Origin of the sequence: Streptomonospora halophila (genome assembly GCF_039542725.1) — a bacterium.
Classification (GTDB): domain Bacteria; phylum Actinomycetota; class Actinomycetes; order Streptosporangiales; family Streptosporangiaceae; genus Streptomonospora; species Streptomonospora halophila.
Genome location: NZ_BAABIK010000012.1, coordinates 92,620 through 105,979 on the forward strand (window position 1 = coordinate 92,620; position 13,360 = coordinate 105,979).

Genomic DNA, 13,360 nt, shown 5'->3' on the forward strand with positions numbered 1-13,360 from the left:
GTGTGCTGTTCGGCCGCCGGGCCCCCGGCCTCCGGGAACGCGCCGCGGTCCCGCTCAGAGCGGGCCGGGTCATGGGGGAATCGGGGGTGCGCGGGGTCACCTGCGCTCGGATCGCCCGGCGCCGGTTCCGCGGCCGCCCCGACCGCCCCGACCGCCTCCTCCGCAAGGCCCGCCTCCGCCGCAGCGGCCGCACCGGGCGCCTCGGCCGAGACACCCGCCTCCGCCGCAGCGGCCGCCGCCTGCGCGGCGTCGCGTTCCGCAGTTCCGACACCGGCTTCCGCCGTCCCGGCCCCCATCGCCGCCGCGCCGCTGCCCGAGCGGGGGCGCGGGGGCGCCTGGCCGCGGGCGGCCTCGAGTGCGCGGGCGAAGGCGCGGGCGTCGGCGTGCCGCTGGGCGGGGTCCTCCGCCAGGGCTGTCTCCAGGACCTCGACGAGCGCGGTCGGCGTCCCGGCCGGCGGAGGCTCCGGAGGAACGGCTCGGCGCCGGCGCTCGCCCGTCGCCTCGGCGCCGGCGCCCGGTCCGTCCTCCCCCTCACCGGAGGCGAGCGGCGGGCGGCCCGTCAGCAGGGTCCACAGCGCCGACGCCAGGAGGTAGACGTCCGAGCGCGGCGACTGGCGCCCTCCGGCGAACGCCTCCGGCGGCAGGTGCGCCGCCGGGCGCGCGTCCGGGGCCAGCGGCGGGAACGGCGCCCCGTCCCGCTGCCCGGCGGTCCTGCTCGCGGCGAGCTCCGCGCTGGACCCCCGGAACAGCAGCCGGTGCGGCGCGATGTCCCCGTGGACCATGCCCGCCTCGTGCAGCGGCTCCAGCTCGGCGGCGACCGCAAGTCCCACGTCGGCGGCGCGCTCCGGGGCGAGCGGCCCCTCCCGCTCGACCAGGGCCGCATAGGAGTCCGGCGGCTCCTCGCGCCAGAGGGCGTACGGCGGCTGGTCACCGCCGCCGTCCCCGCGCAGCGCGCGCACCAGGACGGCCTCGCCGGTCCGCTCGGACCTGGCGTGGTAGAGCCGCCAGCGCTCGGTCTCGCGCACCAGTCCGGTGATCCGGTAACCCGGTACCTCGGGCGCGGACTCGTCGGCCGCCATCGTCTGCCCCCTTCGCCCCTCTATCGTCCGCGCCAGAACAGCGGTCGCGGATCCAGCCACCAACTCCAGCGCCGCGCCCGCGGCTGTCCCGCGCGCAGGTCGCGTACGTACCCGCGCACCTCCTCCGCGGCCCGCCCGGCCCGCTCGTGGGAGACGCTCCCGGTCGGGCCGAAGGCGAGGTCGTTGACGCACCGGTGCAGCGAGCGCAGCCGGCGCACGCCCTCCCCCGTGGGGTCGGCGCCCGCGGCCGCCCTGATCACCCCGGTGACCGTGCTTCCGGCCAGCCCGCCCGTCCCGGCCAGCCGCAGGTTCTCGCGCAACTCGCGCCACGCGCCCAGGACCGTCTCGCCGGGCGGGCGCCCGGCGGCCAGGCGGCGGCGCGAGCGGCGCATCCGCAGCGCGAGGACGAGCAGCGCCGCCACGGCCGCGGCGTCGGCGGCCGTGCCGGGAGCGAGCCACACGCGGGCCGCGTCGTCGGGACGCTGCGCCGAGGCGTCCGGCGCCGGCGCCCAGTCCCCGCCCTCCGGTTCGGTCCCCACCGAGTGCGGACCGCGGTCCTCGGCCTCGGCCGCGGCCGGCTCCTCGGGGTCCCCGCCCTCCTCGCGGCCGCCCGGAGTGACGTCGAAGGGCACCCAGCCGACCCCGGAGAAGTAGACCTCACCCCAGGCGATGGCGTCTCCGGTGGTCACGGTGGCCGTGCCGCCGTCGCCGCGCTGTCCGGGCCCGAAGCCGACGACGACGCGGCTGGGCAGCCCCGCCGCGCGGGCGAGGACCGCGAAAGCGGAGGCGAACTGCTCGGAGGTGCCTCCCCCGCCCTGCCGGCCGGGTTCGACCAGCAGCCGCCGCAGGTCGGCGAGCCCGTGCCCGCTGGGCGCCCCCGGATCGAAGGTGTAGCCGGTGCGCAGGTAGCGCGCCAGGCGGACGGCGCGGTCGTAGGCTCCGCCGTCGGCCGAGGCCTGGGCGGCGATGCCGGCGATCTCCTCCGGCAGCTCCTCGGGCAGGTAGCGGTACGCGTCGAACGCGGCCGACCGGGGCACGCCGCGCCCGGCCAGGGTGGCGGCGCGCCACTGGGCGACGTCGCCGCTGACGGTGTACGCGAACCCCGACGCGTCGCCGCGCGCGAGGACCGCGGTGCCCGACGCGGCGTCGAACGCGGCGCCCGGCGCGTCGAGGGAGCGGGGCGCACCGACGACGGGCAGCCACGGCCCGGGCAGGCCGGTGACGGTGACGGCGGCCTCCTGGCGGGTGGCGTGCGGAGCGGCGGGCTCGGGCGCGGGCAGCACGCGGCCGGTGGTGCGGTAGCGGCTCTCGGGCAGCCAGGTGGTGCCGGTGAAGTCCGCCAGGGCCACCCAGCGCAGCACGGTGGCGCGGTTGCTCTCGACCTCCAGCAGCGGGGTGTCGGGGTTGGCCGCCCAGATCGACAGATAGCCCAGCGGGTTGGGCGCGGCCTCGGGGACCGCCTGCGGACGCACTCCCGCCCGCGGGTCGAGCGGCCGCGCCTGCCAGGGCGCGAAGGCGGCGGGCGCGGCAGCGGCGGCGAGGGCGCAAACGGCGACGCAGGCGCCGATGCGCATGGCCCAGCGGCCGCCGCCGGGCCCCGACCGCCCGGGCGGTGCCGCCTCGGCGTACAGCCCGGGCGTCGCGAGGGTTCCGGGGCCCGCGGCCGCCGCCGACAGGGCGAGCACCGTGCCCGCCGAGGCGGCGAGCAGCGCGGCCGCCCACAGCGCAGCGGGCGCGGAGGCGCTCAGCGCGGTGCCGCCGGTCAGCAGCAGCACGCCGGGAAGCAGCGCGGTCAGCGTCCGGCCCGAGGCCCAGGCGAAGGCGGCGACGGCCCCGCCCAGCCAGGTGGCCAGCGCGGGCAGCAGCAGCGTGTCCACCATCACCGGCAGGGGCGGCACGCTGCCGAGGATGCGCGCGCCCGCGTTCGGCAGGGCGCCGACCACGTCGGCGAGCGGGTCGCCCCGGGTGCCCGGTGCCGCCAGCGCCAGCGGGAGTGTGGCCGCCAGGGCCGCGGCGGCGCCGGTGAGCAGCGCGGCGAAGGGCGACAGCCGCCGGAGCAGGAGCAGGGTGAGCGCGACCGCGGCCGGGGCCCAGGGGACGAGGGCGACGGCGGCGCCGAGAGGCGACGCGTAGCCGGGAGCGGCGGCGACCGCACCTGCCGCGCAGGCCGCGGCGACGGCTCCCGCGCCCGTGCGGGTGAGCACACGCGATCCGCCACGGCCGCCGGGCCCGGCCGGATCGGCGGTGCGGCGCAGCGTCAGCGTGTCCATGGCGCCTCATTCCACGCGGACCGGAACTCCGCCGCCGACCGCGCCGCCACCGACGACACGCCGACCACGGGCTCGGGTTCGGGGCCTTCTCCCACGTGGACGGCGACGCGGCGGTGCGCCGTCTCGCCGGAGGCCGCGAAGGGGCGCAGGTCCGCCGCCGCCAGCCGCGACCCGATCAGCACGGCGGCGCCGCCGACCGGGCCCTCGCCCAGGGCGCGCACCCGTGCGGCCAGGTCGGCGCCGGGCACGGGGGCGGCCGCGGCGAGCAGGTCGAGCATGGCGGCCAGGCCGAGCCGCTCGTGGGCGGCGGCGCCGCTGGCCAGGGTGAGGGTGCAGGCCACCCGGTGGTGCAGCGCGGTGGCCACGACGCAGGCGGCGGCCTCGGCGGCGGCGTCCAGACCCGCGGTGTCCTGGGTTTCGGCGCGGTCGTCGAGCAGCACCGCCAGCCGGGTCTGGGCGGTGTCGGAGTACTGGCGCACCAGCAGCCGACCGGCGCGCGCGGTGCGGCGCCAGTGCACGTGGCGGATGTCGTCGCCCGGGGCGTAGTCGCGCAGTCCGCGGAACGTCTGGGTGCCGCTGCGCCCGTTGTCCAGGCCGCCCTCGGGCGCCGTGTCCAGCCCGGCGGGCAGCGCGCGCAGCCGCTCCCAATGGGGGTGGACGTACAGCAGGCGGCTCCCTCCGGCCCTCGTGCCGGCGGAGGCGAGGCCGAGCGGGTCGGTTGCGCGGACGCTCAGGGGCCCGAGCTCGATCACGCCCCGGCGCGCGGGTGTCAGCCGGTAGCCGGCGCGCAGGGCGCCGCCGCCGCGGGCGGGGGCGACCGGACCCAGGCCGAGCCACCGGGTGCCGGAGTCCTGGCCGATCCGCTCGGCGAGCAGCACCGGGCCGCGCATCCGGGCGGCCTCGACGATGACCGACACGTCGACGTCCTCGCCGGGGGACGTGCGTTCCACGGCCGGCGCCCGGTGCGCCCGCGCACCGGCGGGCCGGCGCCACAGGGCCGTCAGCGCCGCCCACGCGACGGCGGCCGCGGCCAGCGCGCCCAGCAGCACCAGGGCGCGGTACTGCAGCAGCGCGCCCAGGGCCGGCAGCGCCAGCCCGGCCGCGGCCACGGCCCATCCCCGCTGTGTGGGCATCAGCCGCCCACCACTGCATCGGGCTGGGGCGCGGGCACCTGCCGCAGCACCTCGGAGAGCAGGTCGGCCGGGTTCGCGCCGCCGACCTGCGCCTCGGGTGTGAGGACGAGGCGGTGCGCCCACACCGGCGCGGCCAGGCGCTCGACGTCCTCGGGGATGACGTAGGGGCGCCCGAGCGCGAGCGCGAGGTGGCGGGCCGCGTGGGCGAGGGCGGCGGTCGCGCGGGGCGACAGGCCCAGCCGCAGCCGCGGGTGGTTGCGCGTGGCGTCGGCGACCGCGCGGATGTAGGCGTAGACGGCGTCGCCCACGTGCACCCGCTCGCCCGCCGCGCGCAGCCGCTCCAGCCCGGCGGCGTCGGCGGCGGGGCGCAGGTCGTCGGGGTCGGGCAGGCCCCGGCGCCGCATGATCGCGATCTCCGCGGCCTCGTCCGGGTAGCCCAGCGACAGCCGCATGAGGAAGCGGTCGAGCTGGGCCTCGGGCAGGGGGTAGGTTCCGTCGAACTCCACGGGGTTCTGGGTGGCCACGATCAGGAACGGGTCGGGCGCGACGTAGCGGACCCCGTCGACGGTGACGAGCCGCTCCTCCATGACCTCCAGCAGCGCCGCCTGGGTCTTGGGTGCGGCGCGGTTGATCTCGTCGGCGACCACCACGTTGGCGAAGATCGGCCCGGGCTGGAAGTCGAACGCGCCGCTGGCCTGGTTGAACACGTTGACGCCGGTGAGGTCGGCCGGCAGCAGGTCGGGGGTGAACTGGACGCGCCGGTGCTCGCCGCCCACGGCGGCGGCGAGCGAGCGGGCCAGCCGTGTCTTGCCCACTCCGGGCACGTCCTCCAGCAGCAGGTGTCCCTGGCACAGCAGCGCCACGGCGGCCATGCGCACGGTGTCGGCACCGCCGAGGACCGCCGATCCGGCGGTGTTGGCCAGCGCCGTGATCGCGGCGGCGTGCTCGGAGGCCTCGGCGGAGGAGAGCGTGCCGCGGCCTGCGGTGTCGTCGGTGCTCGTGGTGGTGGTCACTGGCGCGTCCTCGGGTCGCTCGTGCGGTCTGCTCCGACCGGCTCTCAGCTGGATCGGCAGGCGGACCTGCCCTGGTCGTCGGGGGTGCTCGGGAGGCTGGTGTTGCCGTCGGAGTCGACGGCGCGCACCGCGAAGGCGCTGCAGCCGGCGGCGTCGCCGTAGACGGTGCTCTGGTAGGGCTCGCCGCCGACCGTCACGGGTTCCCCCGCGGTCACGCGCCGCTCCTGCAGTCCGGGCGCGGAGGGCTCGACGACGTACTCGGCGGCCCCCTCCACCGGGCTCCAGTAGACGTTGACGCCGCCCTGCTCGGTGGTGGCGGCCCACACGTCCTCGGGGGCGTCCAGGAACGGCAGTGCGACGGGCTCGGACGCGGCGGGCAGGCCGCGCACTCCGTCCTCGCCGCGGGCCGCGACCGAGAAGGTGTAGGTCCGGCCGGCGGCCAGCCCGGTGAGCTCGATCCCGGTCTCGGAGGTGGAGCGGACGACGACCCCGCCGTCCGCCGACTCGGCGGAGACGACGTAGTCGTCGGCGCCGGGCGCGGGCTCCCATTCGAGCTCGGCGGTGTGGGCGCCGGTGGCCTCGGCGGACACCCCGCCGGGCGCGGGCGGCGCGTCGCCGACGGCGACCTGCGGTGAGGCGGCGGCCGCGCTGTAGCCGTAGGCGTTGACCGCCTGGACCTGGAACCGGTAGGGACCGCCGTCCTCCAGCCCGGGCAGCAGCGCGCTGGTCCGGTCGCCCGAGACCGTGGTGCTGCCGTCCTCCCAGCTGACGACGTACTCGGTGACGGGAGAGGCGGAGTAGGACGGCTGCCAGGAGACGGTGACGCCGTCCTCGCCCACCGACGCCGAGACCGGGACCGGCGCGCCGGGCGGCGCGCCGGCCGCCGTCTGTCCGGTGCCGGAGTGCAGTCCGCCGAGCGGGTCCGTGCCCGCGCCGCCGGGGTCGAGCGGGGCGACCGGGGGCGCCGAGGGCTCGGGCAGTGCGGGGCCGGTTCCGGGCTCGGGCTCGGTGCCCGGGTCGACGTCGGGCGGCAGTGGGGCGGGGCCGCCGTCGTCCGGGCGCTGACCGGGCTCCTGCGGCGCCTCGGCGCCCGGTTCCTCGACCGGGGCGCCGGAGCCGCCGTCGCCCGGTGCCGGGGACTCGGCAGGGCCGCCGGGGCCGGGCGGCGCTGCGGTGTCGACCTCCGCGGAGTCGCCCGAGGGGCCGATGACCAGGGCGGTCCCGGACTCGGGGGCGTTGACGAACAGGTAGCCCTCGCGCACCTCCAAGCCGAGCGGCCCGCTGGCGCCCTCCAGGCTGATCGGGTCCGCCTCGGCGCCGTCGGCCTCGAACACGCGGACCCGGCCGCCTTCGTCCGGCAGGTACACGCGGCCCTCATAGGGCACCGCGACGGCCGAGCCCACGTCCCCGGCGTCGAGCACCTCGGCCCCGCCGCCGTCGTGCGGGCCGGGCAGGGCCAGCATGCGGCCGGCGCCGGGCAGGGTCACGGCGACGAGGTCGCCGGGGGTGCGGGGCGGCAGCACCGCGTCGGCGAGGTCGAGCGGGGCGTCGGTTTCGGCGGTCTCGCCGCCGCGCACCTCCACGATCGTGTCGTCCGAGCGGTTGGCGACCAGCGGCCCCTGGTCGCGCACGGTCATGGCGACGTCGTCGCCCGGGTCGGCGACCTCGGCGGTCTCGACGGCGCGGGCGCCGCCCTCGTCGACCCGGACTCCGGTGACCGTTCCCTGGCTGGGTGCGCCGACCCACAGCGTCCCCTGCGCGTCGAACCTTCCCCCGACCAGCGGCGCCGGAAGCTTCAGCGCCTCTCCGGTGGCGGTGAGCGTCGCCGGGTCGACCGCGCGCACCTCGCCCGCCTTCCGGTCGACGATGACGCCGCGCCCGGCGTCGAGCGCCACCGACAGGTCGCCTTCGGGGCTCAGGTCGGCGCGTCCGGAGAACGCGAGGGTGGCCAGGTCGATCGAGGTCATCCGGCCGGTGTCGAGGTCGTGCAGGATGAGGTGGTCGTCGGTCTGGGTGATGCGCACGTCGTGACCGGCGGACTCGGGCAGCTGCGTGGCCAGGTCGACGCGGCCGTCTCGGGAGTTGGTGCGGGCGATCTGGCCGTCCGGGCTGTTCCACAGCCACACATTGCCGTCGGCGAGCCGCACGGCCTGGCCGAGGGCGCCGGCGCCCAGCAGGGTGCACGCGAGCGCGACCGTCAGCGCCAGCGCGGTCCCGGCGAACGCGGACCGCCGCGCCAGGGCCCACGCCGTGATGATGCGCCTGCGCACGGTCTCACATTCCCCTCTCCGGATCGCGCCCCGCGGCGGTCGCGGCCGCGTCGTCGGTCGGCGCGGGCGGCGGGAAATTCGACCCGATAGTACGGAGGATTCGGCTTTTGCGCACCCGGACCGGGAACGGCCCGCGCCTCCCCCGGGAGCCGCCGGTCCGCCCCCTCCGCCGCGGCGACCGCCTATTCGACGGCGCTTCAGGCGGTACGGTTCCGCCCGCAGGGGCAGAGGGCGGGCGCGCCCGGCCTGCGAGCCGACGCGGGTGGCCGGTACCGGCCGTCCCGGAGGAGGCCCGCGGAGGGCGGGCGCCCCCGGGGCGCGGGCGTCGCGGGACGCTACTCGGCCGCTTCGTCGGGAACACTTATCGGTACAGGCCACAACACCGAGGACCACGGAAGGGGGATCTCCCGCGTGTCCCTGCGCATCGAGGACTACGCACTGATCGGCGACACCCAGACGGCGGCGCTGGTGGGGTCCAACGGCAGCATCGACTGGCTGTGCCTGCCCCGGTTCGACTCCGGCGCCTGCTTCGCCGCGCTGCTGGGCGACTCCGGCAACGGCTACTGGAGCATGGCGCCGGCCGGCGAGCACCGGCTGCTGGGGCGGCGCTACCGGCCTGACACCCTCGTGCTGGAGACCGAGTTCGAGTGCGCCGAGGGCACCGTGCGCGTCACCGACTGCATGCCCGTCCGCGACGAGCACCCCGACCTGGTGCGCCGGGTCGAGTGCCTGCGGGGGCGGGTGCGGATGCGCTCCGAGGCCGTGGTGCGGCCCGACTACGGCGGCATCATCCCCTGGACCCGCAAGCACGACCGCCGCCTGCACTACGTCGCCGGCCCCGACACCCTCTACCTGGACTCCGACGTCGAGTTCGATCTCGGCGACCACGCCACGCCCCGGGCCGAGTTCACCGTCGCCGAGGGCGAGCGCGCCGACTTCCGGCTGGCCTGGGTCGCCCCGCGCGCACCGGCGCCCCGGAGCGTCGACGTCGGCGAGGCGATCTCGCGCACCGCCGGCTGGTGGAGCGAGTGGGCGGCACACTGCGACTACGACGGCGAGTACCGCGGCCAGGTGGTGCGCTCCCTCATCACGCTCAAGGCGCTCACCTACTCCCTCAGCGGCGGCACCGTCGCCGCACCCACCACCTCGCTGCCGGAGAAGCCCGGCGGCGTGCGCAACTGGGACTACCGCTACTGCTGGATCCGCGACGCCACGTTCACCCTGCTGGCGCTGCTGAACTCCGGTTACGAGGTCGAAGCCGCCCATTGGCGGGAGTGGGTGCTGCGTGCGGTGGCCGGTGAGCCCTCGCAGATGCGGATCATGTACGGCATCGAGGGCGAGCGGCACCTGCCCGAGGTCGAGCTGGACTGGCTGCCGGGCTATGCCGGCTCGCGCCCGGTGCGCACCGGCAACAAGGCGTCGCGGCACTGGCAGCTCGACGTCTACGGCGAGCTGATGGACGCCCTGCACCAGGCGCGCAACCGCGGCATCCCGCCCGAGCAGTCGGTCTGGAAGCTGCAGCGGGCGCTGATGGGCTATCTGGAGGAGCACTGGCGCGACCCCGACCACGGGATCTGGGAGGTGCGCGGCGGTCCGCGGCAGTTCACCCACTCCAAGGTGATGGCCTGGACGGCCGCGGACCGCGCGGTCAAGGCGATCGAGGAGTTCGGGCTGGACGGCCCGGCCGACCGCTGGCGGCGGTTGCGCCAGGAGATCTTCGAGGACGTGTGCGAGAACGGCTTCGACCGCCGGCGCGGAGCGTTCACCCAGTACTACGGATCCGCCGCGGCGGACGCGTCGCTGCTGCTCCTGCCCACGGTGGGCTTCCTGCCGGCCGACGACGAGCGGATGCTCGGCACGGTCGAGGCGATCCGCGAGGAGCTGGAGCACGACGGGCTGCTGCAGCGCTACCGGATGGGCGGCGACGCCCCCGAGGTCGACGCGCTGCCTCCGGGAGAAGGCGCGTTCCTGCCGTGCTCGTTCTGGCTGGCGGACAACCTGATCATGCAGGGCCGGGTGGAGGAGGGCCGCAAGCTGTTCGAGAAGCTGCTGAGCCTGTGCAACGACGTCGGGCTGCTGTCGGAGGAGTTCGACGCCTCATCCGGCCTGCTCGTCGGCAACTACCCGCAGGCGCTGTCGCACATCGCACTGGTCAACACCGCCATCCACCTGCACCGCATGCCCGGCCCCGTCGAGCAGCGCGCCAGCAGCGGCAGAAGCGGCAGCTGAGCCCGCGGTCCCGCCTGTCCCGCCTGTCCCGCGTCGGGCTATGCCCTTGGGCATAGCTGCGCGGCGACGAACAACCGATGTGCTCCCGGGCGCCCGTCCGTAGCGTCGCCTGTCGCACGACGACGACCACGAAAGGCGCGGGAGTGCTGACAGTACGCCATCTGACGAAACGCTACGGCGGGACCACCGCCGTGGACGACCTCACCTTCGAGGTCCCGCCCGGACGCGTGACCGGTTTTCTCGGCCCCAACGGGGCGGGCAAGTCGACGACGATGCGGCTGCTACTGGGGCTGGACCGGCCGACCTCGGGCACCGCCCTGGTCGGCGGCCGCCCCTACGCCGAGATCCCCGAACCGACGCGCGCGGTCGGTGCGCTGCTGGACGCCTCGGCGGTCCACCCCGGTCGCAGCGCCCGCGCACACCTGCTCGCGCTCGCGCGCGGCGGTGGCGTGGCGCGCACGCGCGTGGCCGAGGTGCTGGAGGAGGTCGGCCTCGCCGACGTCGCCCGCAAGCGGATCGGCGGGTTCTCGCTGGGCATGCGCCAGCGGTTGGGCATCGCCGCCGCGCTGCTGGGCGAGCCCGCCGCCCTCGTCTTCGACGAGCCGGTCAACGGGCTGGACATGGACGGCGTGCTGTGGGTCCGCCGGCTGGTGCGCGACCTCGCGGCCGAGGGCCGCACCGTCTTCGTCTCCAGCCACCTGATGAGCGAGATGCAGCTGGTGGCCGACCACCTGGTGGTCGTCGGTGCCGGGCGGCTGCTGGTCGACGAGCCGATGGCCGACGTGATCGCCGCGTGGTCGCACACGACGACGACCGTGCGCACGCCCGACGCCTCGCTCCTGGCGGAGCGGCTGAACGAGGCGCGCAGCGCGACCCGCCGGAGGGTGGAGGTCGAGCCCGGCCGCGGCGGCGAGCTGCGGGTCCGCGGGCTCACGCCCGAGGAGGTCGGCGACGCCGCGCACGCCGCCGGAGCGCGGGTGCACACCCTCTACCGCGAGGAGGCGTCGCTGGAGCAGGCCTACCTGGAGCTCACCGAGACGGCGACCGAGTTCACCGGCGGCGCCGCGGGCACCGGGGACGCCGGTGCCCGCCCGGACGCAGCAGCAGCAGCAAAGGAGAAAGTATGACCGCCGCCGCAGCGCCCTCCGCCCGGACCGCCGCTGCGGCCCCGGCCGCGGCCCCGTCCACGGCGCGGGTGCTCGCCCGCGCCGTGGCCATGGAGTGGACCAAGCTCGCCTCGCTGCGCACGACGTGGTGGTGCGTGGGCCTGGGCTTCGCCGTAATGGCCGCGTTCGCGCTGTTCATGGGCATCTCCATGGTCGAGCGGTTCGCGGAGGACCCCGTCGCCGCAAGCGAGTTCTCCTACACGCAGCTCTCCTCCCAGGGCGTGTTCTACCTGGTGCAGTTCGTGGTGCTGACGCTTTCGGCGATCGCCGCCACCAACGAGTACGCCACCCGCGCGATCGCCGCGACCCTGCAGACGGTGCCCCGGCGCGGGCTGGTCCTGGCGGCGCGCACGGCCGTCACCGCCGGCCTGGCCTTCGCCGCGGGCTCGGCGACGACCGCGCTGGGCATCGGCGTGCTGTGGGCCGTCGTCGGCTCCTACGCCCCGCTCGACGCCGGCTACGCCGCCACCACGGTGCTCGGCGCGGGCGTGTGCATAGCCCTGCTCGCGGTGCTGTTCGTGGGCCTGGGCACCGCGATGCGCGGCACGGCGGGCACCATCGGCGCCGGGTTCCTGCTGCTCCTCGGCATCCCCCTGGTGCTGCAGCTCAGCGGAATGCAGGTGCTCAACGACGCCGCCGCCTACCTGCCCGGCACGGCCGCCGTCGAGGTCTACGCCGCCGGGGACGTCGGCTTCTACACGGCGCCGCACGACGGCCCCGTCAACCTGGCCACCGTGCTGGGCTGGGCCGTGGCCGCCCAGATCGCGGGGCGCACCGAGCTGCGCGTCCGCGACGCCTGAGGGCGCGGCGCCGCAGCGGCGCGCGGCCGCGGCCCGGGCATCCGGGCCGCGGCCGCGCGCATCGCCACCAGGCTCCGCCGGTCACTCGACGAACGCGACCGCCGGGTACTCGGCGGAGGGGCCGTCGAGCAGCGGCCGCTCCCGGCCCCGCAGGTACTCGTCGAAGAACGCGGCGAGGTAGGCGCGCTGGGCCGCGACGCTCTGCCGGGCGTCGACGGTGCCCACCGACGACGCGACGCCGTCCTCCCAGGCGGGACCGCCGGGGTCCAGGCCCGCTTCGAGCTGCGCGGTCATCCACTGGGTGTCGATGAAGCTCATGTGTTCGGCGTCGGAGATGTGCAGTTCCACGAACGGACCGGTGGAGGCCGCGCGGAACATCCGCCAGTCCGGCGCGTACGCGCTCGTGTGCGGGTCGCCGCTCGCGCCGGAGCGTCCGCCGCTGAAGATCATGAACGGCCTATCGGCGCCCCGGCGGGTCGCGTCGGCCCACTCCTCGTCGCCGACGTGGTAGGCGATGCTGCCGTCGAGGTTCACGCCCGCGTCGATCCGGTCGTCGACGAGCATCGCCTCCGCGGCGGTGAACCCGCCGGCGGAGTGCCCGAACATGCCGACCGACGACGGGTCCAGGGCCGCCCCCAGACCGCCCGGCAGCCGGCGCCCGCCCTCGGAGGGGTCGCCGCCGGCGGCGATCTCCTCGACGGCGTCCAGCACGAAGCGGGTGTCGGCGACGCGTGTGGCGATCGCCGTCCGCTTGGTGTCCGTGCCGGCATCGGGGATGGCGTCCCGGATGAGGCGGCCGCCGGGCAGCCGCACCGCCGAGGACTCGTAGGGGTGGTCCACGGCGAAGACCGCGTAGCCCCGGGAGGCCAGCTCCTCCAGCTGCGCGGTGGCCTGGTGGCGGGTCTGGTTGAACCCGTGGGAGTAGAGCAGCACGGGGAGCTCTCCGGCCTCGCGGGCCACGTCGGCGCCGGTGCGCGCGTTGGTCGTCGAACCGGCGACGTCCACCGCGTCGCGCGACACGCCCAGCTGCTCCAGCTCGCCGGAGATCACGTCGGCGACGGACGCGGGCATGTAGGGGGCCGGTTCGCCGCCGGAGTCCTCGGCCGGGTACCAGACCGAGGCCATGACGTCCCGCTGCTTCGCGCCCTCCACCCAGGGGTGGCCCCGGGTCTCGTCGACCAGGTGCAGGGAGGCGCGGCCCACCGCGTAGGGACCGGTGGGCTCGGGCGGGTGGAGGGCGATGGGGCCGGGGTCGGCGACGGCCGCGACGGCCGCGGGCACCGCGCATCCCGCGGCGATGACGGCGGCGGCCGCGGTGTAGGCGGCCGCGCGGCGGCGGCCCGGTGAGAATCCTGAAGACGGCATGCCGGAATCCTCGCCGCGCCGCGGCGGCGGCCGCA

General features: G+C 76.9%; 8 protein-coding genes. 3 read left to right on the top strand and 5 right to left on the bottom strand.

Going from position 1 to position 13,360, the window contains the following annotated elements:
* Positions 1–1,099 precede the first annotated feature (1,099 nt).
* The 4 genes from ABEA15_RS12215 to ABEA15_RS12230 are packed head-to-tail and all read right to left on the bottom strand — an operon-like array spanning position 1,100 to position 7,765.
* Complete coding sequence (locus ABEA15_RS12215) at positions 1,100–3,349, bottom strand: transglutaminase domain-containing protein (protein WP_345556720.1); 2,250 nt, start codon at positions 3,347–3,349, stop codon at positions 1,100–1,102.
* A complete protein-coding gene (locus tag ABEA15_RS12220) occupies positions 3,337–4,482 on the bottom strand; it encodes a DUF58 domain-containing protein (RefSeq protein WP_345556721.1) in 1,146 nt (381 codons plus the stop codon). Before ABEA15_RS12220 ends, ABEA15_RS12215 begins: the two co-directional genes overlap by 13 nt.
* Positions 4,482–5,495: an AAA family ATPase gene (locus ABEA15_RS12225; RefSeq protein ID WP_345556722.1), complete on the bottom strand. Its 1,014-nt coding sequence runs from the start codon at positions 5,493–5,495 to the stop codon at positions 4,482–4,484. The genes ABEA15_RS12220 and ABEA15_RS12225 overlap by 1 nt, the downstream gene beginning before the upstream one ends.
* A gap of 44 nt (positions 5,496–5,539) precedes the next feature.
* On the bottom strand, positions 5,540–7,765 hold the full coding sequence (locus ABEA15_RS12230) for a fibronectin type III domain-containing protein (protein WP_345556723.1): 2,226 nt from the start codon (positions 7,763–7,765) through the stop codon (positions 5,540–5,542).
* A gap of 411 nt (positions 7,766–8,176) precedes the next feature.
* On the opposite strand from ABEA15_RS12230, the gene ABEA15_RS12235 reads away from it, so the two are divergent.
* The 3 genes from ABEA15_RS12235 (at position 8,177) to ABEA15_RS12245 (ending at position 11,960) form a co-directional block, all read left to right on the top strand.
* Positions 8,177–9,994: a glycoside hydrolase family 15 protein gene (locus ABEA15_RS12235; RefSeq protein WP_345556724.1), complete on the top strand. Its 1,818-nt coding sequence runs from the start codon at positions 8,177–8,179 to the stop codon at positions 9,992–9,994.
* Between the two features lie 143 nt (positions 9,995–10,137).
* On the top strand, positions 10,138–11,121 hold the full coding sequence (locus tag ABEA15_RS12240) for an ABC transporter ATP-binding protein (protein ID WP_345556725.1): 984 nt from the start codon (positions 10,138–10,140) through the stop codon (positions 11,119–11,121).
* Complete coding sequence (locus tag ABEA15_RS12245; RefSeq protein ID WP_345556726.1) at positions 11,118–11,960, top strand: SLC5/6 family protein; 843 nt, start codon at positions 11,118–11,120, stop codon at positions 11,958–11,960. Before ABEA15_RS12240 ends, ABEA15_RS12245 begins: the two co-directional genes overlap by 4 nt.
* An 81-nt stretch (positions 11,961–12,041) precedes the next feature.
* On the opposite strand, the gene ABEA15_RS12250 is transcribed toward ABEA15_RS12245, so the two are convergent.
* Positions 12,042–13,325, bottom strand: coding sequence for an alpha/beta hydrolase family protein (locus tag ABEA15_RS12250; RefSeq protein WP_345556727.1), 1,284 nt, complete (start codon positions 13,323–13,325; stop codon positions 12,042–12,044).
* Positions 13,326–13,360: the final 35 nt, after the last annotated feature.

Excerpts from the sequence above, each read along its gene's own strand:
- ABEA15_RS12250 (WP_345556727.1), bottom strand. The coding sequence starts at position 13,325 with ATGCCGTCTTCAGGATTCTCACCGGGCCGCCGCCGCGCGGCCGCCTAC.
- ABEA15_RS12215 (WP_345556720.1), bottom strand. The coding sequence starts at position 3,349 with ATGGACACGCTGACGCTGCGCCGCACCGCCGATCCGGCCGGGCCCGGC.
- ABEA15_RS12220 (WP_345556721.1), bottom strand. The coding sequence starts at position 4,482 with ATGCCCACACAGCGGGGATGGGCCGTGGCCGCGGCCGGGCTGGCGCTG.
- ABEA15_RS12245 (WP_345556726.1), top strand. The coding sequence starts at position 11,118 with ATGACCGCCGCCGCAGCGCCCTCCGCCCGGACCGCCGCTGCGGCCCCG.